Origin of the sequence: Nocardioides sp., assembly GCF_047602075.1 — a bacterium.
Taxonomy (GTDB): Bacteria; Actinomycetota; Actinomycetes; order Propionibacteriales; family Nocardioidaceae; genus Nocardioides.
The window spans coordinates 1,373,309-1,397,078 of the sequence record NZ_JASGIF010000002.1 but is presented as its reverse complement, the minus strand read 5'-3'; the positions used below and the strand labels follow the sequence as shown (position 1 = coordinate 1,397,078).

Sequence of the window (23,770 nt, the reverse complement as noted above, 5' to 3'; positions counted from 1 at the left end):
GCACGCTGTTTCAGGAACCGTCTCGCATCTGAGTGCGGCGCTGCTGTGGGGCTGGCTGGTGAAGTGGACGCCGGAACGGAGTTGGGTGACAGTGCCTCGTAAACGCCACCGGCGCAGCCACCACGCTGGGCGCGTGCGCGTGGTGCACGCCGACCTGGCACCCGCCGAGATCGTGAACGGGGTCACCTCGCCCGTGCGGACGGTGCTGGATTGCGCCCGGCTACTCCCCTTTGACGAGGCCCTCTGCGTCGCCGACTCGGCCTTGCGCAGTGGTTCGCTCACGCGCCCCGAGCTGGAGGTGGCAGCAGTCAAGACGCGAGGGCCTGGGGCAGCGCAGTGTCACCGCGTTGCCGCTGAGGCGACGCGCTTGGCTGCCAATCCGTTCGAGTCGACGCTGCGAGCCCTCTGTCTGGAGTTCACCGCACTCCAGGTCGAACCACAGGCTCCGGTGAGGACCGCGAAGAGGACCTTCCACCCGGACCTGGTCGAGCGGTCACGGCGACTGGCACTCGAGGCCGACTCCTGGCAGTTCCACGCCGAGAGGGACGCCTTCGGACGCGACTGCGTACGGTACACCTCACTGACCCTTGCCGGTTGGCGGGTGATCCGATTCACCTGGGAGCAGGTGATGCAGCACCCCGACTACGTGCGGCAGGTGCTTGCCGAACTGGCCACCTGGCCGACCCTGAACGAGCAGGACCTCACAGCCACTTCATCGGGTCGACGGGGGTGCCGTTGACCATCACGGTGAAGTGCAGGTGGCAGCCGGTCGACCAGCCGGTGGTGCCGACGTAGCCGATCACCTGGCCGCGCGTAACGTGGTCGCCGACACCGACGGTGTAGCGGATGGCGTGATTGTAGATCGTGGCCAGGCTGACACCGCGGACGAAACCGTTGTCGATGATCATCCGGTTGCCGTAGGCGGTGTTCCAGTAGGACTGGATCACGGTGCCATCGGCGGCGCTGTAGAGCGGCGCACCGCAGCCGGCGCCGAAGTCGGTGCCGTCGTGCAGGGAGTAGTAGCCGTAGATCGGGTGGATCCGGTAGCCGAACGGCGAGGTGACCGGCCCGTTGACCGGATAGCTCAGGTAGCCGCCCGAGGGCTGCGGGGTGCTGCTGCCACCGTTCCTCGCGGCCGCTTGCTCAGCCCGTCGCTTGAGCATCGCCTGGATCCGCTGGTCCTCGCTCTTGAGGCGCTGCCACTCCTTCAGGTCGGTCTGCCGTGCCTCGGCGGCCGCCGCCTTCGCGTCGCGCGCCTTGGCCACGGTGGTCTGCAAGGTCGACTTCGCGGCCGCAGCCTCCTGCTCGAGCCGCTGCTTCTCGGTGAGCTGCTGGGCTGCTTCGCGACGCTTCGCTGCGGTGTCCGCCTTCGCGTCCGCAACCCGCTGCTCACGCACTTGGAGAAGCACCTCGGCGGCACGCAGCTCGTCGAGGGCCTGGACGTTGTTCTCCACCACGACATCACCGGTCTGCGCCTCGCTGGCGAGCTCGGCCGGCGTGGTCGAGTTGAGCAGCGCCACGAAGTTCAGCAGTTGCGGGTCACCCTGCTGATAGGTGTCGGCCAGCATGTCGGCGATCTGCTCCCGCTTGTCTGCCACCTCCTGCTGCCCCGTGGCCAGGTCGCCACGAGCCGCGGTCAGCTTGGCGATCGCCGCGTCGAGCGCCCGCTGCATCTGCCGATCCTTGATGCGCGCAGCAGTGAGCCGGGCCTGCGCAGCGGCCAGGGCGTCTCGGGCTGTGCTCAACTGCTCGCGAGAGCGCTGCAGCGCCAGATAGGTGCGATGCGCCCGTGCACTGGACTCGTCGAGGTCCTGGCGAGCCGACTTGATCTCCCGCTGCACCCGCTGGTGCTTCTCCTTGAGAGGGTCGTCGGCCACGGCGAGGTGAGGACTCACCAACGGCGCGCCGAGGGCACCAGCCAAGAGAACGGCGGTGAGGGACGCGAGCCCGAGACGGCGCTGCGGCCGGCCGGGGCGGCGTACGGCGGAAAGGGCACGGGGGAAGGGACGCACCTGTCGCAACCAATCGGGTGTTCGGGGAAGTGAACAGCCACGAGGCTAACCGGCCACGCTCACACTTTGGTGTATTTGCGGGTGAGTACGAGTGTCGGGAGCAGCGTGAGCAGCGGCCCGAGGATCGCGATGACCACGACCGCGGACCCGAACTCCGGCCATCGGATCCAGGGGATGAACTTAAGGTCGTCGCTGAGTCTTTCGAAGACATAGAACTGCATGAACGCCGCGAGCGCGCCGATCGCCATCGCGACGCTGAGCAACGCTGTGACCAGCGCTTCCAGCAAGAAGGGCAAGATGATGTAGAGCGTCGAGGCGCCAACCAGCCGCATGATGCCGATCTCGCGACGCCGCGCCAGCGCCGCCAACCGGATGGTGTTGCCGACCAGCAGCACCGCTGCGATGACCAGCGTCGCCGCGGCTCCGATGGCACCGAGCCGGAAGCGACTGATCGTCGCCAGGATCGGCTTGAGATAGTCACGCATATCGGCGATCGACGAGACGCCGTCGAGGCCCTGCACCGCACTCTCGATCCCTTGGTACTCCTTCGGATCCTTCAGCTGGATCCAGATCGACTCCCGCAGCGACTCCGGCGTCAACACGGGATGGGAGCCCTCGAAGAGCTTGGGCTCGTAGAGCTCCTTCGCCTTCTCGTAGGCCACCTGCTGGGACTCCACATGGTAGGTGTCGACCTCGGGGTTCTCCTCGATCACCTTGATGATCGCGTCGCGCTGGGCGTCGGTGACAGCACTGGAGCAGGACGGGCTGGTGTCCTTGTCCTTGCACAGCCAGACCATGATCTCGAGCTGGCTGCCCCAGAAGTCGGTGGCCTTGGTGGCTTGGGCGCTGAGCAGCACACCGAGCCCGACCAGGGTCAGCGAGACGAACAGGGTCAGCACGACCGCGACGTGCATGGACAAGTTGCGGCGCAGCCCTTGGCCGAGCTCGGAGAAGACATAGCGAAGCGTCATCGCAGGAAGGCTCTTTCGTTCGACTCAGTTTTGGAACCCGTAGACACCCTGGGCCTGGTCACGGATGACCTGACCCTGCTCCAGCTCGATCACGCGCTTGCGCATCTGGTCGACCACACCGTGGTCGTGGGTGGCCATCAACACCGTGGTGCCGGTCCGGTTGATCCGGTCCAGCAGCTTCATGATCCCGACCGACGTGGTCGGGTCGAGGTTGCCGGTGGGCTCGTCGGCGATCAGGATCATCGGCCGGTTCACGAACGCACGCGCGATCGCCACCCGCTGTTGTTCACCGCCGGAGAGCTCGTCGGGCATCCGGCCGCCCATGCCCTCCAGCCCGACCAGCTCGAGGGTCTCCGGGACGGTCCGGTTGATGTGCGACTTCGGCTTGCCGATCACCTGCAACGCGAAGGCGACGTTCTCGGTCACGGTCTTGTTGGGCAGCAGCCGGAAGTCCTGGAAGACGGTGCCGATCTGTCGGCGCAGCCGCGGCACCTTCCAGCCCGCCAGTCGGTTGATCTCCTTGCCCGCGACGTAGACGCGGCCCGCGGTGGGTCGGGCCTCGCGCAGCACCAGCCGCAGGAACGTCGACTTGCCAGAGCCCGAGGCGCCGACGAGGAAGACGAACTCGCCCTTCTCGACGTCGACGGAGACCTGGTCGAGGGCCGCGTGTCCCTGGCCGGGGTAGGTCTTGGAGACCTTCTCGAAGCGAATCACTGTGTCGAGGTTAGTGGGTGGCCCGCAACGGTCCCGGCAACCGGGTCCTCCGGCGCGCCCAGGTGGCCACCTCGGGCACGTATCTTGGGCGCATGCTCCGTGCCCGTTCTGCGTCCGCTCGGCGCCTGTCGACGGTGTTGCTGACGGTTGCCGTGGTCGGCGCTGGAGTGGCCGGATGTACGTCGGGCGACGGGGGCCACCAACCGACCGCGACCTCCACGCCATTGGCGCAGGTCGACACCCGCGCAGCAAGCGTGACTCGGGGCGCCTTCTGCGACCGGCTCCCGGTCGCCGGGATCGAGCATGCTCTCGGGGCGGCGGTGACGGACCACTCGTCGTACGCCAGTGGTGACCGGGCGTCGATCGCCGACGGGGTCAAGGACGTGGCGCACGAGTTCTCCTGCACCTTCACCGCCGAGGACGGCACCACCGCGCGAGCCTGGGTCTTCGCGCCGCCGGTGACTCGTGACCGCGGTCGCGACCTGGTGGCGCTCGCCACCCAGGGCGCCGGATGCAGCGACCTGGCCCAGGCACCCACCTTCGGCCGACCCGGGGTTGCCACCCGATGCGTCGTCGACGGGGTCACCACGGTGACCTTCGCCGGGCTCTTCGCGGACGCCTGGCTGAGTTGCTCCTTGGCCGTGCCGGCCGGGCAGTCGGCTGCAGACCTGCCCGATCGCGCTGGCACCTGGTGCGTCACCGTGCTTGCGGCCACCGCGCCGGCGTGAGAGACAGCGTCGGTCTGACGGTAGGCGCTCGTCCAGCCGTCAGTTCTGGGCGGCTCGGTCGGCGCCGCGACGCCAGCGGATGCCGGCCTCGATGAAGTCGTCCAGGTCACCGTCGAAGACCGACTGCGGGTTGCCGGTCTCGTAGCCGGTGCGCAGATCCTTGACGATCTGGTAGGGGTTCAGCACGTAGTTGCGCATCTGGTCCCCCCAGGAGGCGGCCACGTCGCCCTTGAGCTCCTTGAGGTGCGCCTCCTCCTCGGCCTTCTTGCGAGCGAGCAGCTTGGCCTTGAGCACGATCATCGCAGCGGCCTTGTTCTGCAGCTGCGACTTCTCGTTCTGACACGAGACCACGATGCCGGTCGGCAGGTGCGTCAGCCGCACCGCGGAGTCGGTCGTGTTGACCGACTGACCGCCCGGGCCCGAGGAGCGATAGACGTCGACCTTGACGTCGTTCTCGTCGACCTCGATCTCGTCGGTCTGCTCCAGCACGGGCACCACCTCGACCGCCGCGAAGGAGGTCTGCCGGCGGCCTTGGTTGTCGAACGGGCTGATCCGCACCAACCGGTGGGTGCCGGCCTCGACCGAGAGCGTGCCGTAGGCGTACGGCGCGTGCACGGCGAAGGTGGCGGACTTTAGGCCCGCCTCCTCGGCGTAGGAGGTGTCGAAGACCTCGGTGGGGTACTTGTGCTGCTCCGCCCAGCGCAGATACATCCGCATCAGCATCTCGGCGAAGTCGGCGGCGTCGACGCCGCCCGCGCCGGAACGAATGGTGACCAGCGCCTCGCGGGCGTCGTACTCCCCCGACAAGAGGGTGCGCACCTCGAGCGCCTCGACTGCCTTCTTGATCCGGCCCAACTCGGACTCGGCCTCGGCGAGCGAGTCGGCGTCGTCCTCCTCCTGGCCGAGCTCGACCAAGACGGCCAGGTCCTCGACGCGGCCGTTGAGCTCGGTGAAGCGGTCGATCTCGGCGTTGAGCGCGGACAGCCGACTGGTCACCCGCTGAGCGTTGGCCTGGTCGTCCCAGAGGTCCGGGGCAGCCACCTGCTCGCCCAGATCGGCGATCTCAGCGCGCATCGAGCCCAGGTCCAGAACCTGCTCGATGGTATGCATCGTCGCCTGGAGCTGCTTGATCTCGGGGTCGAAGTCGGGGCCTGCCACGAGCAGCAAGGGTACGGGATCAGCCGAGGACGCGACTCCGGTCGGGGTCGAAGAGCGGCCGCAACGAGGCACGAGCTGGGACGCGGGTCCCCGCCACATCGATCTCGACGGTGGCCGCAGCCAGATCGGCGCCGGTGAACCCGTGCTCGCGGGTGACGTCGGCGATGCCGCAGGCAGCGCCCAGGCTGTGGCCGAACCCGCCGCTGCGCACGATGCCGACCGGCTCACCGTCCCAATAGACCGGCTCGGTGCCGATCAGGTCGTAGTCGGGTGACTCCAACAGCACGTTGACCAACCGCTTGGCCGGCGGACCCGCCTCCCGCTGCTTCAGCAAGGCGTCCCGGCCGACGAAGCCGCCGGGCTTGTCCCAGGCGACCGCGAAGCCGAGTCCGGCCTCGAGCGGGGTGTCGGTCGAGTCGATGTCGGCAGCCATCTCGCGGAAGGCCTTCTCCAGGCGCATCGTCTCCAAGGCGCCGAGGCCGGTCGGGCGCAGACCGAGGTCGGTGCCGGCCTCGCGCAGCTGGTCGTAAAGGGCGGCGCCGAACTCCGTCGGCACCAGCAGGTCCCAGCCGAGCTCCCCGACGTAGGTGACCCGCAGCGCCCATAGCGGGGTGTAACCGAGCTCGACCTGTTGCGCGGTGAGATAGGGGAATGCCTCGTTGGACCAGTCCTGCGGGCTGAGCCGCTGCAGCAGCTCCCTCGACGCAGGCCCCTGCACCGACAGTAAGGAGTAGCTGCCGGTCACGTCGGTGACGGTGGCGAACTCCCCGTCGCGGGTGCGCCGGCGGATCCAGGACGGGATCCGGCGGTGCAGGACGTCGGCGCTGATCACCATGTAGCTGTCCTCGGCCAGCCGGGTGACGGTCAGATCGGCGACGATCCCGCCCCGGTCGTCGAGCCACTGGGTGTAGACGACCCGGCCGACCGCGGTGTCGATGTCGCCGGCGCAGACCCGGTTGAGCACCCGCATGGCGTGCGGTCCTTGGACCAGGTAGTGCGACATCGAGGAGAGGTCGAACGCCGCCACGTGCTCGCGGGCGTTGAGGTGCTCCTCCTTGGTCCGCTGGAAGCCCTCCCCCCTGGCGAAACCCCACTCGACGGATGGCGTGCTGCCTGGCTCACCGAAGAACTCGGGATACTCCCACCCGCTCGAGGCGATCAGGTGCGCGCCGTCCTGGACGTGGCGGGGGTGGTAGGGCGAACGGCGTACGCCGCGGCCCATCCTCGGCTGGGCGTTGGGCCACGACATGTCGTTGAGCAGGAAGCCCAGTCGCTCGACGGTGCGCTCCTTGCGGAACAGCCGGGTCGCCTGGAAGTCGTGGGTCCGGTCCGGAGCGACGGCGGTGAGGTCGATCGGCGGGTGCTCCTCGACCAGCCACTGGGCCATCACATGACCGAGGCCACCGCCCAGCAGGATGCCGGTGGAGTTGAGCCCGCAGGCGAGGTAGAGCCCGTCCACCTCCGGGGACTCCCCCACGAACGGGCCGAGGTCGTCGGTGAAGCTCTCGGGTCCGCAGAAGAGGGTCCTGATGCCGACGTCCTCCAGCGCCGGGAAGCGACGCATGGCCGTCTCGAGGAAGGGGGCCAGCCGGTCCCAGTCGGGCGGCAGCACCGTGAACGCGCTGTCGCGCGGGGTGCCGTCGAGCGCCCAGGCCTTGCCTACCGGCTCGAACATGCCGACCAGCAGCCCGCCGACCTCCTCGCGGTAGTAGCCGTAGGCCTCGGTGTCCTCGATCACCGGCACGCTCTCCGCGGTGACGCCCTCGATCGGCTCGGTGAGCAGGTAGTAGTGCTCGGCGGCCTGCAGCGGGACGCTCACACCGGCCTTGGCGGCCAGCTCGCGGCCCCACAGGCCCGCGGCGAGGACGACCTTCTCGCACTCGATGGTGCCCCGCTCGGTGACGACGCCGACCACCCGGCCCTGCTCGATCACGAAGTCGGTGACCTCGGTGTCCTCGAAGATCCGGGCGCCCTTCTGGCGGGCGCCCTTGGCCATCGACATGGTCACGTCGACCGGGTTGGCCCGGCCCTCGTCAGGTGTCCAGAAGCCGTGGATCAGGTCGTCGGTGCGCATCAAGGGCACCAGCTCGGCGACCTCCTGGGGCGAGAGGATCTCCTTGGTCATCCCCTGGGCGCGCATATAGGCCGTCTCCCGGCGATAGGACTCGTCGGAGCGCTCGGTGGTGGCGAGCTGGAGGTAGCCGCACTGGCGATAGCCGGTCGACAGGCCGGTCTCCTGCTCGAGCCGGGCGTAGAGGTCCCGCGAGTAGCGTGCCATCCAGAGCTGGTCCTCCGACGAGCCGCCGGACACCACCTCCCCCGCGGCGTGCCAGGTGGTCCCCGAGGTCAGCTGCTTGCGCTCCAGCAGGACCACGTCGGGTTGGCCCAGGGTAGCCAGGTGGTAAGCGATCGACGTGCCGATCACCCCGCCCCCCACCACGACGTACTGCGCTCGCGCCGGCAGATCCCCCGTCGTCGCGGTCTCGGCGGCGTGGGCCGCGGCGGGGTTGATGTCGCTGAACTCGAGGGCCATGCCAGCAGCCTGCCAGATGACTGACTGGCTGTTCAATCAATCCGGCGAAGTGCCCTTGCCCTACCTCGCGTTGCGCGTCGGCGGGTCACCCCAGCAAGACCATCCGCGCGCCGCTGACGATCAGCGATCCGGGGCGACGATCGCCGACCCAGCCGCTCCGATGACCGGATGGGCGGGTGAGCCGGGCACGGTGAGTGGGAGGTCCAGCGGTGCCCGGACGGACACGGTGACGGTGCGGCGAGCCGAGTCGACCGAGACGGCGTAGGTCAGGCCTGGATAGCGGCCACGGGCATCAGACCGAGCGAGGTAGTCTGCGACCCCGGCTCGGGCCCGTGCCGCGAACTGACGCAACCGCTCCGGGTCGACGCCCTCGGTGTAGACCTCCTCACCCGCAGCGCCCGCGTCGGCACCGGCGAGAGCGGCGCCGTCAGCCAGGTTGTCCAAGCCTTGGCGACGCAGGTAGGCCGCGGAGGCGTCGACCACCATGACGACCGTCATCAACAGCACGATCGCCAAACCGACGATGAAGATCGTGGTCTGCCCGGTCTCGTCTCGGACCCTCCGGTGACTCACCGCGCTCATCAGCCACCCGCCGCGATCTCGACGTACTGCCCGATCGGCACAGTGTGCCGCGACTCGATCCGGAAGCTGGGTGATCCGCCGCCCAGGGCATCGGGCAGCATCGGCACATCCACCCGCGATCGCACCACCACGGTGATCACCGAGGTGCCGCTGTGACAGTTGTGGGGGTACGGCGTGCAGGTCACGGTCAGCTCGAAAGGCGCCTCCACACCTTGATCCGTCAACGCCAACCGAGCCGCTTCCCGGGCACGCTGTTGACCGGTCGCATCGTCAGGAGCCAGGGCGTAGGCGCGGCCCGCTGCGCGAGAGGCGGCGCTCACCCCGAAGGCCCCGCGCTGCACATCGAAGACGGAGAGCACGATCCAGATCATCGGCACCAAGAGCAGGAGGCCCAGCCAGGTGAGCTCGACGAGCGCACTGCCGCGCTCGTCAGGAGTGTGGCGGGCGCGCAAGGAGCCGGGCCTTCTCACGGTTGCTCCTCGATCGCGTGACCGGTGACGGACAGATGGATGCCCGGTCCGCCGAGGCCTAGCGCCGGCACCGTTGCCTCCACCCTCACCTCGAGGGTCGGCGCTCCGGCCTGGTCGACCTGGTGGGCGGTGACCGCGCGGGCATACCGCTCGGAGAGGGTGGTGCGGATCTGCTCACGGGTCTTGAGGACTGCATCGCCGGGACCACGGTCGGCCGTCGCACCGTACCGCGCACCCTCGGAGGCGGCCGACACGAGGGTGTTTCGCACATGCAGGACGAGCGCCAGCTGCAAGATGCCGAGGAACAACGGCAACAACACAACCACGACCAGCACGAAGTCCACGACCGCCGACCCGCCCTCTCGGCGGCGGTGCGTCATCGGAATCAGTGGACCGAGTCGAAGGCGGCACCCAGCATCGCGGTCAACCGTCCCTCGGCCGTGCTCCAGATCAGGGCCACCAACCCGCCGGTCATCAAGGTGATCATCACCCAGCCAGGCACATCACCACGCTCGTCACGCACCCGCGGCGCGGTCAGTCCGATCCAGATCCTCAACAACCACGTGCTCCCCATCGTCATCCTCCCCATCACGGTGTGGTGAAACTCAGCCCGAGCACACCCGGCCAGAGCGCGAACAGGACGGTCACCGGCAAGACCAAGAAGACGACCGGCACCATCATGAAGATCTCCTTGCGCGACGCCGCTTCGATCAACTCGCGACGTCCTGCCTCTCGGACGTCGGCAGCCTGGGCGTGCAGGACATCGGCCAGCGGTGTGCCGCGCTCGACGGCGACGGCAATGCCGTCGGCGAATCGGGCGACCAGGGGGATCCCGGTCGTCGCGGCCAGCCTGTCGAACGCGACGCCGACCGGCTCCCCGGTGCGGACTGCCGCGAGCACCTTGGCCAGGTCGCGGGACAGCTCACCGCCGGAGCGGCGTACGACTCGGTCCAGCGCGGACACGGGGCTCTCCCCCGCCGCCACCGCCAAAGCCAGCAGCTCGGCGACTGTGGGGAACTCCATCAGGATCGCTCGCTCACGGCGCTTCACCTGGCCACTGAGGTGGCTGTCACGGGCCATCACACCGAGCACCAGAGCCAATGCACACACGACCAGCGACGAGATCGCGGCCGACGGCTCGGCAAGAGTGCGGACGACGCCAATGGCCGCGGCGATGACGAAGGCGACCAGCCCCCAGACGACCTGCTCGATGCGGAAGTCCTGCACGCTCCGCTGCAGGCCCGCGCGCTCAAGCCGACGGCGCACCGACGCAGACCCACCCAGGGTCCGCTCGACCAAGTGGCCCGCCGAGACCAACATCGGGCCGAACACCCCGGCGGCCGCCGTCGTTGGTGAGAGCTGTGTGCGTGGTGCTGCGCCGAGCGCCTGCGCCGCCTCGGGAAGATCGCGCAGGTAGGGCAGCACCCGCACCGAAAGCTGTGGGCGCCGGATAGTGGATAGCCGTGCCACGATCAGCATCACTCCGAGACCGAGACATCCCCCGAGCACCGCACCCCAAGTCGCCATCGTCATGCCAAGATCCGCTTCTCATCGGGGAGGCGGCCCAGCCGCATCATCAGCCAGTAGGCGAGCACACAGCAGCTTGCCCCGATGATCAGCACCACCACCCCGCCCGGGCTGGCATAGCGCCGGATCACCTCGCCCTGGAGCGACATGATCAGCAAGATCAACCAAGGCGATGCGGTTGCCAGCCTGGCCCCGTTGATCGTCCACGCCTGGCGGGCCTCCATCTCCGAGCGGGTCCGCGCTTCGTCACGCAGGTAGCCCGACAGGTTGCGAAGGAGCCGACCCAACTGTCCACCACCCACTTCGCGGGCGATGCGCAGCCCTTCGACGACCCGGTCTCCGACGGGGTCGGCTAGGCGCTCCTTGAGCCGGTCGAGCGACTCACCGAAGCGCCCACTCACCTGATAGTCGATGGCAAACCGATCGAACGCCTCACGCAGCGGCTCCGGCCCGCGCACCCCCAGAGCGGACAGTGCGTCCGGCAGCGACATGCCCGCCCGGACCGCCGAGGCGAGGTTGTCGACAGCCTCCGGCCAGACTTCGGCGAACTCCCGTTGACGTCGCCGAGCGCGGCCGCGGATGACCGCGATCGGGAAGTACGCCGCCCCGACGCCGAACGCCAAGGCCACCGGCAGAGTCCGCGACACCGCCTGGATGGCGACCGCTGCGACCACAGCAAGGCCGAGGCAGAGCGCGACCAGGCTGGCGCTGGACACGCCCGACATGCCGGCGGTCGCAAGCAGCCGGGAGACGGCCGAGGTGTGGGTGCTCCGTCTCGGCTGGCGAGGCAGCGCAAATGCCGACCAGACGAGGAGCAGGCCCAACCCGACGCCGAGGCCGATCAACGCGCCCATCAGCGATCAGCGCCCAGGATCTGGTGCAGGTCGATGCCGACCCGTTCGTAGCGCTCCGGTCGCGGTGGCATCCCGCCCACCCGGAGCAGCTCTCCTCGACTGCGCTCGAAGATCGGCTCCACCTCGATCACGTCGTTCTCGGCACGTCCAGGGACCGCCACGATCTCGTTCACGCGGCGTACGCTCTGCTCGTCGATGCCGAGATGCACCACCAGATCGACCGAGGAGGCCACGGTGGGCACGACGAAGCGAGCCGAAATGTTCTCGCCGGCTAGGAGCGGCAGCGTGCACATCTTCACCAGCGCTTCCCGCGCGCTATTGGCGTGGATCGTGCACATCCCCGGCAGTCCGGCGTTGAGCGCGAGGAGAAGATCCAGGCACTCCTCGGCCCTGACTTCCCCGACGATGATCCGGCTGGGCCGCATCCGTAGGCTCTCCTTGACCAAGTCGCGCAGCCGGATCTCGCCAGTGCCCTCCAGGCCAGCCTGGCGGGTCTGAAGTTGCACCCAGTCCGGATGGAGAACCCGAATCTCGAACACCTCCTCGACGCTGACGACGCGCTCACCACCGGGGATAGCCGCCCCCAAGCAGGTGAGCAGGGTCGTCTTCCCGGCCTGGGTACCGCCCGCGACGAGAAGATTCAGACCGGCCTTGACCGAGGCATCCAGGAAGGCTGCGGCTGATTGCGTCAGCGTGCCCAGGTCGACCAGGTCGCCGAGGCGGCCGGCCTTGAGCACGAACTTGCGAATGTTGACAGCGCTGAAGCCCCGGCTGATGCCTTGCAGAACCACGTGCAACCGGTGACCGTCGGGCAGCATCGCGTCCACGAACGGGGAGCTGAGGTCGACCCGACGGCCGCTGGACTTGAGCATCCGCTCCACCAACTCTTGGACCTGCCCAGCGGTGAGCATCAAGTTGGTGAGCTCGTGGCGGCCGTCGCGCGCAATGAAGACACGGGTTGGATCGTTGATCCACACTTCCTCCACGGTCGGGTCGTCCAGGAATGGCTGAAGCGGCCCGAAGCCGGAGACGCGAGCCAGCAGTTCGCCGACCATCCCGTCGGCGTCGGTGACGGGCGCGACCAGGCCGGCGAGACTGCGCTCGTCGTGCTCGCGCACCGCTTGCTCTGCGATCCGGCGAACGACGCCGGCGTCGCGCTGGGGATCCACGCCCTCCGTGCGGACCAACTCCCGCACCCGGGCATCGAGCAGCAACACCAGCTCGTCGTGGGTCTCGGCGCCCAACGCGGTCATCAGCACCTCCCCGAAGAGGTCAGTTCCCGAGAACCTAGGGCAATCTCCGTCCCGGGCGCTAGACACACAGGTATGGCCTGTGGATAGTCGGCGCCGGCCTCCGAGTCCCACCAGGCCCAGCAGACACACCGGTCCCAGAATGGTTTTCCTCCGGATGTCATCCTGAGAGCCCGTTCGAGCGAGTAGATGGGTGTGAGGACGATGGATCACCTCGACGTGTCGACCGCGGCTGCCGAGCAGCACCGCGGCCTGCCGTCGTTCGAGGAGTTCTATGCCGCCGAGCTGCCGCGGTTGGTCGTGCTGGCGCGGGGACTGTGCCCACCGGGGGTGGCCGAGGACATCGCCCAGGAGGCGATGCTGGCGGCCTACCGCAAGTGGGACCACGTCGCCCGGCTGGAGCGACCAGATCTCTGGGCCCGGCGGGCGTGCGCCAACCTCGCGGTCTCCAGCTTCCGGCGCAAGATGGTCGAGCTGCGTGTGGTCGGACGGCTGGCCAACCGGCGCGATCTGCCGCCGGTGAGCGAGGACACCGAGGAGTTCTGGCGCGCGGTCCGGGCACTGCCCAAGCGACAGGCGCAGGCAGCAGCGCTGCGCTTCGTCTACGACCTGCCCATCGCCGATATCGCAGCCGTGCTGTCGTGCAGCGAGGGCACCGTGAAACAACATCTGAGTCGAGCGCGCCGGGCGCTCAGCGACACCCTGGGCATCGCCGAGGGGTCGGCCGAGTCCGCCGCCGACGGAGGGGACGAGTGATGGATCTGAATGCGCGAGCCAAAGAGGCCACCGACGAGCTGCTCCGCACCACCCCGGACGTCGAGCAGGGCTGGCAGTCGCTGCGCCAGCTCCGCCGTCGCAGGCGGGCGACCAGGGCAGGCGCGGTGGTTGCCGTGCTGGCGGTCGTCGGCGTCGGCGTCGGCGTACAACAACTCCGTCCCGACAGTGCGCCGCCCGTTGCCGCCGGCCCGGTGTTCGACGCCAACGGCGCCCTCGTCGGCCTGTCCGTCGACGGCGACGGCCAAGCGGCGGTGACGCGAGCGAGTGGGAAGCCGACCACGCAACTGCCGGCGACCGCGGCCGGCGCGTTCGGCCCCTTCCAGTTCACGACGGACGGGTCGACCCTGATCTATACCTATGACGGCAAGCTCCGCAGCCGCTTCCTGGCCACCGGTGAAGACAGGGCGATCTACGACTGCCCCGACCGGACCTGCAATGTCGCCGTCTCAGCCGACGGCACTCAACTGGCCGCCTGGGACGGCAAGACGATCACTCGGGGCAGCATGGGCGGCGGCAGCGCGCCCCCACTGGCCGTCGGGCACGAGGTGATCTTCGCGGCCTGGTCGCCGGACGGTAGCCGGATCGCGTTCTCTGCCTACGCCGGCGCCTACCGGCAGGTGGCCTACTTCGTGGTCGACGTCGCCAGCGGGAAGGTGACCCGACTCGGCGCGGTCGGCGGCGTGCCCGCGGCTGGCCCGGCCTGGTCACCCGACGGCTCGAGTCTCGCCCTGCTGCAGGCGCACGGTTGGGACGCGGTGCGCGACATCGATCTGGTGGTGCTGCCGACCGACGGCAGCGACTCGACGGTGCTGCGCAGCATCGGGAGCTGCGGCTGCAAGCGCTACAACCCTGCGGTGACCTGGTCCCCGGACGGTGACTACATCGCGACCACGGCGGTAGGGCAGCCCGACGCGCACACCGTGGGCGGTCCGGTCTACGCCGTCCACCCCGACGGCAGCGACTGGCACCAGATCGCCGACGGCCGCTGGGTCAACCACCTCGCCTGGCAGCCCGTGGTGGACGAGGCAGACAAGTAGGTCCTGCGGGTCCCCGCCGATCAGGGTCGTTGGTGTCCTGGTCTGCCGCGGTGTTCTTGCGTCTGCCGCGGTCTTGTAGTGGCAAAGTGCCTCGTACACCGGGTCCTCAGCCACCACAGCACCGCGGGAGATGGCTCACGGCCGCCAGCAACCCGCGGCCGGATAGCCAGGCGACGCGCGGCGTAGGGATGACGCCCTTACGCGGCGACGACAGGCAGGTCGCTGAGCTGGGCGACCAGGGCAGCGATCTCGGCGTCGACGGCGGCATCGGCCACGACACCGTCCACCAACACCTGGTGGGCGATCGGGACGCCGACGGTGCTCTCCAGCGGCGCGGCGCCGGCGACCTTGAGGATGCGCACGGCGTCCTCGCGAGCCCACTGCGCGCCGCGCGGCGAGCCGCTGGCGGCGAGCACGGCCACCGGCTTGCCGGCGATGGCGGCGCTGCCTCGGGGCCGGGAGAGCCAGTCGATGGCGTTCTTGAGCGAGCCTGGCAGGGAGCCGTTGTACTCCGGGGTGACCAGGATCAGCGCGTCCGCCGACGCGACGGCATCGCGCAACTGCTGCACCCGGGCAGGAGCGTCGGCGCCGTCGAGCTCCTCGCTGTAGTGCGGCAGCTCGGCGATCCCGTTCCAGATCACTGCCTGCGCACCGGCTGGCAGATGCGAGATCGCGGCGTCAGCCAGCCGACGGTTCACCGAGTCGTCGCGCAGGCTGCCGACGAGGACCAGGACCTTCATGTGTTGCTCCCAGAAGCGATTGATTCTTCAACAAGCCTTCGAGAGGGACAACCGCGTGGCCGAGCCAGACATTCCCGGCTCGAGGTGACCTCCGCCACGACTCCGACCGGGCAACACGTTGCGTATCGAGTGCGGATGCTGCTAGTCCATAGGGATGACCGCACCCTCGGGCGAGGTGGTCGAGCTCCGAGTCCACGGCGTCCACGGCACGTCCCCCCAGTCGATGCTCGGCCTGCGCTCGGACCAGGTCGCCCAGGTCGCCGGCGACCGGCTGACCGGGATCTTTCGAGCGCGGCCGGGCGTCGCGCTCCCGCTGCGAGACCTGGCGGACACCCGCGTCTCGGTGGAGGCCTACTCGTGGGGGGCGCTGACCTCCGGCGCCCGCGGCGCACTGGGCTGGGTGTGGCGTGCGCTGTGGCTGCTGCTCCTTCCCTTCGCGCTGGCCAATCTGTCCTACTGGGCCCGGGTGCGGCTCCACGAGGACAGCGGTACGGCGCGCTGGGGCGCCCGCGCCACCCGGCTAGGCGCCGTGCTGCTCACCGTCTTCATGGTGCTCACCTCGTGCCTGGTCGGTATCGACCTGATCTCCTGGCAGTGCTATCGCGGCGACAGCCCCGGCTGTGCGCTGCCGAGGGCGTTCGACTTCATGGCCCAGCTGGACGCGACCCAGCGGATCGCCGTCGGCTGCGGTGTGCCGCTGGCGGTGATCCTGGTGTTGTGGGCGCTCTCTCGGGCGACCCTGGCACGCTACGAAGCGTGCACGGGCGCACCCGCCCCGGCCAGCACTGGCGGCGTGCTGGAAGACCCGCGCCTGTGGCGCGGCATGACCCGCACCCGGCAGCTGCAGCGCATCCATCTCACGGTGGCCCTCTGGGTGGTCGTGGCGTTCTCCGGAGTGCACGTCTACCTGGTCGGCTCGGAGCGCTCGCTCCGGGTCGGCCTCACCGTCGCCACCGCGACCGCTCTCGCCGGGACCGCGGTCTGCTGGTGCCAGGTCGTCCAGCGCGACGACATCGACTACTTCCCCGAGCACACCTCGCCAGTGGTGCGGCTGCGGCGGCGCCTACCCACATCTCTACGACGCTGGCTGCGCGATCAGCTCCCGCTGGCACTCCTCGGTGCGATGGCGGCGGTGACCGTCGTCCATCTGATCGTGCTGCTGACTCTGCCCGAGACCCTGGACGAGAGCCGCGACTTCGTCGGCCACAACCTCTGGTTCATCGGCGTCTTCGTCGCGCTGACGGCGGTGCACCTCAGTGTGTTCACCGGCGGGCGGATGCGGCCGCGCTGGGCGATCGCGGTGATCCTGACGGTGTTCGCGCTCGCCGGGGTCGCCCTCGCGCTACATCTGCACTCCCGCTGGGTGCGCGACGGCACCCCCGCCCTGGTCGTGGGCGGCATCGGCCTCGCGGCCCTGTGGCTGGCGCTGGTCGTCTGGCACTTCCGACAGCGCGAGCGGTTCGCGGCCGTGGCCTGGAACGGCGCCGGTGCCTCGGTCATGCTGGCCGCCGCCGCCTGGGTTGCGCTGCTGTTCACCACCGGCGTGGTCACCGGGACGGCGACCTACCTCAACGGTCGCGACCACGGCGTCGCCGATCTGGTGTCCCGGTCCAGCGTGGTCGCCCGCGCCGCCGCCGAGCCGACCAGCTCCGAACGCGGCGGCACCCCGCGCTATGCCGCCACCGGCGAGGTGATGGCTCGGCATGCGATCATCCACCGCTCGGCCGATGGCCCGGTGCTGACGGCTGGCTCGTTGCAGATGACCACACTCCTCGACGCAGCCGACCAGAAGACCGGCGCAGAAGAGGGGCTGGCCCGCGCAGTGACCAGCACCCGCGTGGATACGGCCGAAATCACCCTCCCGTCACGGCTCCTGCTCCTCGAGGACAGTTGCTTGCGCGGCCCGGCCCGCGCCAACGACACCACCTGCTCCGCCGAAGACCCGGACTTCGTGGCCGGCGGCGCCCTCGCGGCTCCGAGGCGGCTGGTGACCGTCGCCGCCCCGGGCGACCCGGTCACCCTCGCCGTCACCGACCCACCCGCCCGGCCCTTGGTCGTGCCCCAGGTGCTGATCTGGTCACCGATGTTCCAGCTGCTGTGGCTACTCCTGGTCGCCGTCTTCTTCTTTGTGGCGGTCATCCGCTTCCGGGGGTGCCTGCCTGCGCTGGACCAACAGCTCGAGGCTGACATCCCCATCCCGATCCAAGCCTGGACAGCTGCACAGAAGGCACGCCGCACCGCCGCGTTCGCGCATCGAGCCGAGCGCCTCCTCGACGGGATCGGAGCGATCACCGCATTCCTGGCCCTTCTGCTGATCGCGCTCTCCTCGGTCGGAGAGCCGCCCTGGGACCTCTGGCCGTGGACCCGCAACCTCGCGACGCTGTCGATGTATGTCGTCCTGCTCCTCGGGCTCGCCCTCCTGCTGCTCGCCTCCCAACTGCGCAACTCCGACGGTGCTCGACGCGGGGTCGGAGTCGTCTGGGACCTGGCCACCTTCTGGCCACGCGCCGCACACCCGCTGGCGCCACCCTGCTATGCCGAGCGGGTCGTCCCGGAAGTCCACACCCGCCTGAACTGGGCGCTGCACAGCAGCCCGGGTGAGGAGAACTTGGTGGTGCTCTCCGGGCACAGCCAGGGCTCAGCGATCGTGGCCGCCGTCGTCAGCCGGCTGTCCCCCGACGATCTGCGCCGCGTGCGAGTGATCACCTACGGCAGCCAGCTTCGAGCCTTCTACGGCCGGGTCTTCCCCCAAGTGCTCGGTCCGGACCGCTTAGGCTACCTGCCCACCAGAGGGGTGACCCGACTCGGGGACGCCTTCCCGGACGCAGGCAACGGCGAGCGGGCGACGTACCACCCGCCCCGACCAGCACCGCCCACCGACGCCGTCGACGACAGCGGGGCGAGCCGTCCACTCCTGGACCGGGTGTTCGGGGTCGGAGGGGACTGGGCGAATCTCTTCCGGCGCACGGACCCGCTCGGCTTCCGAGTCTTCTCCGACGCCGATGCGTCGCCGGACCACTGGGTGCCGGAGGTGCCGCCGGAGAGCGCCGGAGACCCGGGCGCCGTGGTGCACGGCCACAGCTACTACCAGCACTCCGGGGAGTATCGCTTACTGGTGGCCGGGTGGACCGGTGAGACGGTCGTGTCCGATCCGGTCGGCACGATCGACATTCCACCACTGCCAGAGCCCTGAGCCTGGGTCCAAGACAGCCCGGCCCGGCATTGTCCCACCTCCGGCGCTGGGGCGCCATGACTAGATCTGACTATTCGGTTCGCCCGAGCGGCGAGGAAAGATAGACCCCGTCGCAGAGTCCGCCGCTGTGGGGACGGGGGTCGGCCACCTCAATCGAGCAAGGTCGGCACAACCGTTGCGGCGACGATGACGCAAGGCCGCGAGGGAGCATCAGCACTCTCGCGGCCCGTCACGTGTGGCCCTTCGCCCGGCAACCCTCTATTGCAGTGCAGCGGTCAACCGCATCACGTTGTCGACGTAGCGCAGCCGCCATGGTCGATCGGCCCACTCCACCCGAGTCAGCTCGCGAGACCGCGCGCGGTAGTCGTCTTGCACCTCCCGCATCGCGGCGACCACGCTCGGCCCGAGCAACATCGTGCTGACCTCGTAGTTCAGCGCGAAGGAGCGCATGTCCATGTTGCTCGAACCGATCACCGCCACCTGGTCGTCGACGGTGAAGTGCTTGGCGTGCAGGATGTACGGCGCCGGGTAGAGGTAGATCCGCACCCCAGCATCGAGCAACGCCCGGTAGTACGACGCCTGCGCGTGGCCCACCATGAACTGGTCGGACACCTCGCTGACGAACAGCTCCACATCCACGCCACGCTGGGCGGCGGTCGTGACGGCGTACAGCAGCGACTCGTCCGGCACGAAGTAGGGGCTTGGTGATCGACAGCCTCCGGGTCGCCGCATAGATCAGCGTCGTGAACAGCCGCAGGTTGTTCTCCGCCGGGTAGCCGGGGCCACTCGGCACCAGCTGACCGGCCACGTCGTCCAGCTGGCCGGGCCGATCGACCGGGTCCACCAGCAGGGCGGGCCGAACCTCAAGGATATCGCCGGTCTCGGCAAACCAGTCCTGGGCGAAGATGCCCTCCAGGCTCGTCACCAGGCGACCCTCGACCCGCATCATCAGCTCGACCCACTCCCGGCCGGCCTTGTGGTTCTTCGGCTTGTTGTAGCCGGGCTCGGTCAGGTTGAGCGAGCCGGTGAACCCGGTCCGTCCGTCGACGACGAGCAGCTTGCGGTGGTTGCGCAGATCGGGGCGACGGATCTTGCCCTTCAAGGGCGCGATCGGCAGCATCGCGTGCCACTCGATCCCCGTCTTCTCGAGTCGCCCGAGCATCTGCTGGTAGCCGGGGATGCCCCGCGACCCGAGGTGGTCGAACAGCAACCGCACCTCGCAGCCGCGCTCGGCGGCATCGGTCATGGCCGCAAAGAGCGGGTCGGTCAACCGATCCCAGGCGGTGATGTAGAACTCCGCGTGCACCGATCGCTCGGCGCGCGCCACGGCCTCGGTCATCTGCTCGATGGTCTCGCCGTAGTCGGGGAGCAGCTGCACGGCGTTGCCGGCGCACAGCGGCAACGACCCGAGGGTGCGGTTCAAGGTCACCACCAACGGCACGTAGTCCGGGGCGGCATCCTGGGGCAGGTCGTCAACCACGACCTGAGCCCGCTCTGCGATGAGGCGCTTGATCTCGTGCTGGCGCGCGCGACGCTTGCGGTCGAGTCGATTCGACCCGAAGAAGGCGAACGCGATCAGGCCCAGCCCCGGGCTCAGCAGCACCAGGAGCAGCCACGCCATGCCGGTCGACGGCCGCCTGTTCTCCGGAATGACGCCCAGCGCGAGAATGCGCAGCGCGATGTCGACGACGACCACCAGCGCGCCGATCACGGCAGCGAGTGTTGAACCCGACATGGACATGCGCGCACGGTAGCGTGTTCCGCGGGCGCGTCGCCGACTTCCCCGCGACGCCACGACCTATGGAGGACCCATGGAGACCGACTCGTTGACCCCGTCGTGGCAGATGATCGTGCTGCGGGGGTTCGTCGCCATCATCTTCGGCATCCTGGCCATTGCCTGGCCGCTGAGCACCGCGCTGGCACTGGTGATCCTGTGGGGCATCTACGCGCTCGTGGACGGCGCCTCCTCACTGGTCCAGGTGTTCACCCGAGAGCACTCCGGCCTCGCTCGGATCGGCCTGGCGCTGATGGGTGTGATCGCACTCGCCGCCGGCCTGATCGCGATCTTCCACCCGCTCAAGGCGGGCCTGATCCTGGCCTGGTTCCTCGGCATCTGGCTGATCGCGCGAGGCATCATCGAGCTTGCGATGGCCATCGGCGGCGGGACCGCCGCACCACGCGGGCTGCTGGTGCTGGGTGCCCTACTGGACTTCCTGCTCGGCTACCTGTTCATCTCCCACCCGGGTCACAGCGCCCTCGGCATCACGGTGTTCATCGGGATCGTCGCACTGGTCTGGGGTGTGGTGTTCATCGCCCTCGGCTTCACGCTCCGCAAGGCCACCAAGGAGTTCGCGGCGGCCTGACTGGTCGAGCGCGCTGGTGGTCCCCTGGGAAGTGCGAAGACAGGTCAGGGCGCGACCAAGTCGCCCTGGTCGGCGGCACGCTTGAGGACCTCGGTCAAGGTGAGTTGAGAGATATCCAGTGGATCGGCCGCTCCAGCCTCCACCTCCGCCCAGGTCAGCGGGGCAGCCACGAGGGGCCGCTGCCGCCCGCGTAGGGAGTAGGGCGACACGGTGGTCTTCGCGCCAGCGTTCTGCGACCAGTCCAAGAAGACCTTGCCCGGACGCCGGGACTTGGTCATCATGGCGGTGACGAGATCGCCGTGCTCGGTCTGGAGCTCCTCGGCGATCTCCTTGGCCAACGCCGTGGTCTCCTCCGGGTTCAGCTTCCCCGGCAGGGCGGCGTACAGATGCATCCCCTTGGAGCCGCTGGCGACCGGCCTTCCGACCAGGTCGCGCTCGGCGAGTCGGTCGCGCACCAAGAGAGCGACCCGACAGCAGTCCGACAGCCCCGCCGGCTCACCGGGATCGAGGTCGATCACCAGACGATCGGGGTTGCGCGGCTGCCCGTTCCGGCCGACCCGCCACTGGTGGACATGCAGCTCCAATGCGGCCAGATTGGCCAGCCAGGTCAGCGTGGCCAAGTCGTCGACGATCGGGAACACGAGATGGTCGCCGTTGCGTGACGGCGCCCGGCTCCCGGTCGTCGGGACGCGCGCCGTGTGCACCCAGGACGGCGTCCCGGCCGGCGTGTTCTTCTCGAAGAAGCTCGGGGCGTCCACGCCGTTCGGCCACCGGATCCGGGTCACGGCACGGCCAGCCAGATGCGGCAGCAGCACCGGCGCGATCTGCGCGTAGTAGTGCAGCACCTCTCCCTTGGTGGTGCCGGTCTGGGGATAGAGCACCTTGTCGAGGTTGCTCAGCTTGAGCGTGCGCCCCTCGACATCGACGCGCACCTCGCTGGCGGCTGGGCTCACGGCAGATCCTCCGGGCCGAGGTCAGGGCGCAGCCCACGGTACGACGGCTGCCGCAGCCGCTGCTGGCCGGACAGACCGAGCGCCTCCACCTCGACCACGAGGAGCGGCTCCACCCATCGGGTGCCTGCGGCATCGATGGTGGGGACCTCGTCGGCGAAGGGGCTGGTCGGTCGACCGATCGACAGCAGCGAGTCCAAGAGCCGTTGTCCCACCCTGCCAGCGAGGCCGCTGCCGACCCTCCCGCGGTAGAGCAGCCCCTCAGACGTCGGCTGCCCGACCAGGACCGCCCCGAGCCGACTCGTCGAGTCCACCTCGGGTCGCCACCCGCCGACCACATAGGACTCTCGACGGCGGTGCGGGAACTTCAGCCATCGACGAGTGCGCGTCCCGAAGTCGTAGCGCGAGGCCCATTGCTTGCTGACGATCCCTTCCAGATCCTGCTGCCGGGTCGCTTCGAAGAGCATCGCTCCGTCCGGGTGAGTCTCCGGCACCAGCCAATGGTCACCGGCAAGCTCCAGCTGTTCGAGCAGCTCGCGTCGCCGCCACAGCGGCTCTCGGGTGAGGTCACGCCCACTCAGGCGGAGCAGGTCGAAGACCAGGAACGTCGTCGGGATCTCGGTCGCCAGCCGTGCCGCCCGATCAACCCTGCTCACGTGCATCCGGTCGGCCAGCGTGCCGAAGGACGGCCGGCCGTCCACGAGCGCGACCAGCTCGCCGTCTAGCAGCAGGTCGTCGCCGGGGAGACCGAGCAGCTCGGGGAAGGAGACCGTGACGTCGCGCTCGGTGCGACTGGTCAGCCGGACCCGCCGATCGCCTCGGCTGGCGTCCAGGTCCGCCAGCACCCGCATGCCGTCCCACTTGACCTCGTGGACCCAGTCCGCGCTCTCGGGCACGTGATGGCCACGGGTGGCCAGCATCGGACGCATGGCGACCATTGTGGCGCGTCGTAACGATGGGCGCGCCGGAGGTGGAGCGGAGCCTCTGGGTGCATATCGCGACGAGTTCACGGATACTGGACCGATTGCGGTCCGCCGCACTGCTGCGAAAGGTGCTTCCCCATGCGAGCGATCTGGAAGGGCGCGGTGTCCTTCGGGCTGGTGAACGTCCCCGTCAAGCTCTACTCCGCGACCGAGTCCCACGACGTGACCTTCCGTCAGGTGCACGCCAAGGACGGTGGCCGGATCAAGTATCAGCGGGTGTGCTCCCTCGATGGCGAAGAGGTCGAGTACGCCGACATCGCGAAGGGCTATGAGACCGAGGACGGCGAGATGGTCATCCTCAGCGACGAGGATCTAGCCGAGCTCCCGGTCAGCTCGTCACGAGAGATCTCGGTCGAGAAGTTCGTGCCGAGCGACCAGATCGACCCGATGCTGTTCGAGAAGTCCTACTACCTCGAGCCGGAGAAGAGCGGGGCGAAGCCCTACGCCCTGCTGCGGCAGGCATTGCAGGACTCCGACCGGATGGCGGTGGTGACCGTCGCGCTGCGCCAGCGAACCTCGATCGCCGTGCTTCGTGTCCGCGACGACGTGATCGTGCTGCAGACGATGATGTGGCCCGACGAGATCCGCCAACCCGACTTCTCCGTCGAGGTCGGCGAGATCAAGGACGCCGAGGTGAAGATGGCCGACTTGCTGGTCCAGACGCTGGCCGGCGACTTCGACCCCGAGGAGTTCGAGGACGACTACGCCACCGCTCTGGAGGCGCTCGTCGAGGCCAAGATCGAGGGCGGCGAGGTCAAGCGAACTCCCACCACGACGAAGTCGTCCGGCGAGGTGGTCGATCTGCTGGCCGCCCTGCAGCGCTCGGTGGAGGCCGCCAAGGCATCACGCGGCGAGGACACCGAGGACGAGGCTCCGGCCAAGAAGCGGGCCGCCAAGAAGCCCGCCAAGAAGAAGGTCGCCTCCTAGC

At 69.0% G+C, this 23,770-nt stretch carries 23 protein-coding genes and 1 pseudogene; 7 read left to right on the top strand and 17 right to left on the bottom strand.

All coding sequences use genetic code 11. The annotated features are described in order from the left end of the window. The first annotated feature begins 133 nt into the window (after window positions 1–133). Entirely contained in the window at window positions 134–739 is a 606-nt protein-coding gene (locus QM714_RS19380; RefSeq protein ID WP_415102971.1) for an endonuclease domain-containing protein, read from the top strand. Here QM714_RS19380 and QM714_RS19375 read toward each other — a convergent pair. Genes QM714_RS19375 through ftsE form a run of 3 tightly spaced genes read right to left on the bottom strand, consistent with a single transcriptional unit; the run spans window position 702 to window position 3,697 of the window. Beyond that, the gene (locus QM714_RS19375) at window positions 702–2,012 is read right to left on the bottom strand and encodes a peptidoglycan DD-metalloendopeptidase family protein (protein ID WP_415102970.1); all 1,311 of its coding nucleotides are present in this window, start codon (window positions 2,010–2,012) and stop codon (window positions 702–704) included. The two genes, QM714_RS19380 and QM714_RS19375, sit on opposite strands and share 38 nt — an antisense overlap. A 59-nt stretch (window positions 2,013–2,071) precedes the next feature. Next, entirely contained in the window at window positions 2,072–2,983 is a 912-nt protein-coding gene (ftsX, locus tag QM714_RS19370) for a permease-like cell division protein FtsX (RefSeq protein WP_415102969.1), read from the bottom strand. Window positions 2,984–3,007: 24 nt separating this feature from the next. Continuing rightward, a complete protein-coding gene (gene ftsE / locus QM714_RS19365; RefSeq protein ID WP_415102968.1) occupies window positions 3,008–3,697 on the bottom strand; it encodes a cell division ATP-binding protein FtsE in 690 nt (229 codons plus the stop codon). 92 nt (window positions 3,698–3,789) lie between these two features. Between ftsE and QM714_RS19360 the strand changes: the two genes are divergently transcribed. Further along, entirely contained in the window at window positions 3,790–4,425 is a 636-nt protein-coding gene (locus QM714_RS19360; RefSeq protein WP_415102967.1) for a hypothetical protein, read from the top strand. A gap of 39 nt (window positions 4,426–4,464) precedes the next feature. Here the strand turns inward: QM714_RS19360 and prfB are convergent, their stop codons facing one another. The 9 genes from prfB to QM714_RS19315 all read right to left on the bottom strand — a co-directional run bounded on the left by prfB (window position 4,465) and on the right by QM714_RS19315 (window position 12,802). Further along, window positions 4,465–5,583, bottom strand: coding sequence for a peptide chain release factor 2 (gene prfB, locus QM714_RS19355; protein ID WP_415102966.1), 1,119 nt, complete (start codon window positions 5,581–5,583; stop codon window positions 4,465–4,467). 19 nt (window positions 5,584–5,602) lie between these two features. Then, a complete protein-coding gene (locus QM714_RS19350) occupies window positions 5,603–8,116 on the bottom strand; it encodes an FAD-dependent oxidoreductase (protein ID WP_415102965.1) in 2,514 nt (837 codons plus the stop codon). Between the two features lie 120 nt (window positions 8,117–8,236). Beyond that, window positions 8,237–8,698, bottom strand: coding sequence for a pilus assembly protein TadG-related protein (locus tag QM714_RS19345; protein WP_415102964.1), 462 nt, complete (start codon window positions 8,696–8,698; stop codon window positions 8,237–8,239). Continuing rightward, on the bottom strand, window positions 8,698–9,168 hold the full coding sequence (locus QM714_RS19340; RefSeq protein ID WP_415102963.1) for a hypothetical protein: 471 nt from the start codon (window positions 9,166–9,168) through the stop codon (window positions 8,698–8,700). Before QM714_RS19340 ends, QM714_RS19345 begins: the two co-directional genes overlap by 1 nt. Beyond that, window positions 9,165–9,548, bottom strand: a complete 384-nt coding sequence (locus tag QM714_RS19335; RefSeq protein ID WP_415102962.1) for a TadE family protein — start codon at window positions 9,546–9,548, stop codon at window positions 9,165–9,167. Before QM714_RS19335 ends, QM714_RS19340 begins: the two co-directional genes overlap by 4 nt. 5 nt (window positions 9,549–9,553) lie before the next feature. Then, window positions 9,554–9,742 (bottom strand): hypothetical protein, encoded by a 189-nt coding sequence (locus tag QM714_RS19330; protein ID WP_415102961.1) that lies wholly within the window; start codon window positions 9,740–9,742, stop codon window positions 9,554–9,556. A gap of 14 nt (window positions 9,743–9,756) precedes the next feature. Further along, entirely contained in the window at window positions 9,757–10,701 is a 945-nt protein-coding gene (locus QM714_RS19325; protein WP_415102960.1) for a type II secretion system F family protein, read from the bottom strand. Further along, complete coding sequence (locus QM714_RS19320; RefSeq protein ID WP_415102959.1) at window positions 10,698–11,549, bottom strand: type II secretion system F family protein; 852 nt, start codon at window positions 11,547–11,549, stop codon at window positions 10,698–10,700. Before QM714_RS19320 ends, QM714_RS19325 begins: the two co-directional genes overlap by 4 nt. After that, on the bottom strand, window positions 11,549–12,802 hold the full coding sequence (locus tag QM714_RS19315) for a CpaF family protein (RefSeq protein ID WP_415102958.1): 1,254 nt from the start codon (window positions 12,800–12,802) through the stop codon (window positions 11,549–11,551). Before QM714_RS19315 ends, QM714_RS19320 begins: the two co-directional genes overlap by 1 nt. Before the next feature lie 201 nt (window positions 12,803–13,003). Between QM714_RS19315 and QM714_RS19310 the strand changes: the two genes are divergently transcribed. Together QM714_RS19310 and QM714_RS19305 are read left to right on the top strand one after the other, a co-directional pair. After that, entirely contained in the window at window positions 13,004–13,555 is a 552-nt protein-coding gene (locus QM714_RS19310) for a sigma-70 family RNA polymerase sigma factor (protein ID WP_415102957.1), read from the top strand. Then, window positions 13,555–14,613 (top strand): TolB family protein, encoded by a 1,059-nt coding sequence (locus QM714_RS19305; protein WP_415102956.1) that lies wholly within the window; start codon window positions 13,555–13,557, stop codon window positions 14,611–14,613. Before QM714_RS19310 ends, QM714_RS19305 begins: the two co-directional genes overlap by 1 nt. A gap of 197 nt (window positions 14,614–14,810) precedes the next feature. Here QM714_RS19305 and QM714_RS19300 read toward each other — a convergent pair whose 3' ends face one another. Beyond that, window positions 14,811–15,353 carry an NADPH-dependent FMN reductase gene (locus QM714_RS19300; protein WP_415102955.1) on the bottom strand — a complete coding sequence of 181 codons (543 nt, stop codon included), beginning with the start codon at window positions 15,351–15,353 and terminating at the stop codon, window positions 14,811–14,813. 154 nt (window positions 15,354–15,507) lie between these two features. On the opposite strand from QM714_RS19300, the gene QM714_RS19295 reads away from it, so the two are divergent. Beyond that, the gene (locus tag QM714_RS19295) at window positions 15,508–18,546 is read left to right on the top strand and encodes a hypothetical protein (protein WP_415102954.1); all 3,039 of its coding nucleotides are present in this window, start codon (window positions 15,508–15,510) and stop codon (window positions 18,544–18,546) included. Between the two features lie 258 nt (window positions 18,547–18,804). Here the strand turns inward: QM714_RS19295 and QM714_RS19290 are convergent, their stop codons facing one another. Then, window positions 18,805–19,278, bottom strand: coding sequence for a phospholipase D-like domain-containing protein (locus QM714_RS19290; protein WP_415103068.1), 474 nt, complete (start codon window positions 19,276–19,278; stop codon window positions 18,805–18,807). Between the two features lie 217 nt (window positions 19,279–19,495). Next, window positions 19,496–20,167: pseudogene (locus tag QM714_RS19285) on the bottom strand (phospholipase D-like domain-containing protein); the annotation flags it as partial. 190 nt (window positions 20,168–20,357) lie between these two features. Between QM714_RS19285 and QM714_RS19280 the strand changes: the two are divergent. Then, a complete protein-coding gene (locus tag QM714_RS19280) occupies window positions 20,358–20,909 on the top strand; it encodes an HdeD family acid-resistance protein (RefSeq protein WP_415102953.1) in 552 nt (183 codons plus the stop codon). Between the two features lie 44 nt (window positions 20,910–20,953). Here QM714_RS19280 and ligD read toward each other — a convergent pair whose 3' ends face one another. Both ligD and QM714_RS19270 read right to left on the bottom strand, forming a co-directional pair. Next, complete coding sequence (ligD, locus tag QM714_RS19275; RefSeq protein ID WP_415102952.1) at window positions 20,954–21,862, bottom strand: non-homologous end-joining DNA ligase; 909 nt, start codon at window positions 21,860–21,862, stop codon at window positions 20,954–20,956. Next, window positions 21,859–22,788, bottom strand: coding sequence for a DNA ligase (locus tag QM714_RS19270; RefSeq protein WP_415102951.1), 930 nt, complete (start codon window positions 22,786–22,788; stop codon window positions 21,859–21,861). Before QM714_RS19270 ends, ligD begins: the two co-directional genes overlap by 4 nt. A 132-nt stretch (window positions 22,789–22,920) precedes the next feature. Here QM714_RS19270 and QM714_RS19265 point away from each other — a divergent pair, with 132 nt between their 5' ends. Next, window positions 22,921–23,769, top strand: coding sequence for a Ku protein (locus QM714_RS19265; RefSeq protein WP_415102950.1), 849 nt, complete (start codon window positions 22,921–22,923; stop codon window positions 23,767–23,769). Window position 23,770: the final 1 nt, after the last annotated feature.

What these genes read in the sequence shown, in the direction of transcription:
- QM714_RS19265 (WP_415102950.1), top strand. Translation starts at nt 22,921, where the DNA reads ATGCGAGCGATCTGGAAGGGCGCGGTGTCCTTCGGGCTGGTGAACGTC.
- QM714_RS19280 (WP_415102953.1), top strand. Translation starts at nt 20,358, where the DNA reads ATGGAGACCGACTCGTTGACCCCGTCGTGGCAGATGATCGTGCTGCGG.
- QM714_RS19320 (WP_415102959.1), bottom strand. Translation starts at nt 11,549, where the DNA reads ATGGGCGCGTTGATCGGCCTCGGCGTCGGGTTGGGCCTGCTCCTCGTC.
- QM714_RS19300 (WP_415102955.1), bottom strand. Translation starts at nt 15,353, where the DNA reads ATGAAGGTCCTGGTCCTCGTCGGCAGCCTGCGCGACGACTCGGTGAAC.
- ftsX (WP_415102969.1), bottom strand. Translation starts at nt 2,983, where the DNA reads ATGACGCTTCGCTATGTCTTCTCCGAGCTCGGCCAAGGGCTGCGCCGC.
- QM714_RS19345 (WP_415102964.1), bottom strand. Translation starts at nt 8,698, where the DNA reads ATGAGCGCGGTGAGTCACCGGAGGGTCCGAGACGAGACCGGGCAGACC.
- QM714_RS19330 (WP_415102961.1), bottom strand. Translation starts at nt 9,742, where the DNA reads ATGGGGAGCACGTGGTTGTTGAGGATCTGGATCGGACTGACCGCGCCG.
- QM714_RS19290 (WP_415103068.1), bottom strand. Translation starts at nt 19,278, where the DNA reads ATGCGGCGACCCGGAGGCTGTCGATCACCAAGCCCCTACTTCGTGCCG.
- QM714_RS19350 (WP_415102965.1), bottom strand. Translation starts at nt 8,116, where the DNA reads ATGGCCCTCGAGTTCAGCGACATCAACCCCGCCGCGGCCCACGCCGCC.
- QM714_RS19335 (WP_415102962.1), bottom strand. Translation starts at nt 9,548, where the DNA reads ATGACGCACCGCCGCCGAGAGGGCGGGTCGGCGGTCGTGGACTTCGTG.
- QM714_RS19315 (WP_415102958.1), bottom strand. Translation starts at nt 12,802, where the DNA reads ATGACCGCGTTGGGCGCCGAGACCCACGACGAGCTGGTGTTGCTGCTC.
- QM714_RS19325 (WP_415102960.1), bottom strand. Translation starts at nt 10,701, where the DNA reads ATGACGATGGCGACTTGGGGTGCGGTGCTCGGGGGATGTCTCGGTCTC.
- QM714_RS19270 (WP_415102951.1), bottom strand. Translation starts at nt 22,788, where the DNA reads ATGCGTCCGATGCTGGCCACCCGTGGCCATCACGTGCCCGAGAGCGCG.
- QM714_RS19360 (WP_415102967.1), top strand. Translation starts at nt 3,790, where the DNA reads ATGCTCCGTGCCCGTTCTGCGTCCGCTCGGCGCCTGTCGACGGTGTTG.
- QM714_RS19305 (WP_415102956.1), top strand. Translation starts at nt 13,555, where the DNA reads ATGGATCTGAATGCGCGAGCCAAAGAGGCCACCGACGAGCTGCTCCGC.
- QM714_RS19295 (WP_415102954.1), top strand. Translation starts at nt 15,508, where the DNA reads ATGACCGCACCCTCGGGCGAGGTGGTCGAGCTCCGAGTCCACGGCGTC.
- QM714_RS19310 (WP_415102957.1), top strand. Translation starts at nt 13,004, where the DNA reads ATGGATCACCTCGACGTGTCGACCGCGGCTGCCGAGCAGCACCGCGGC.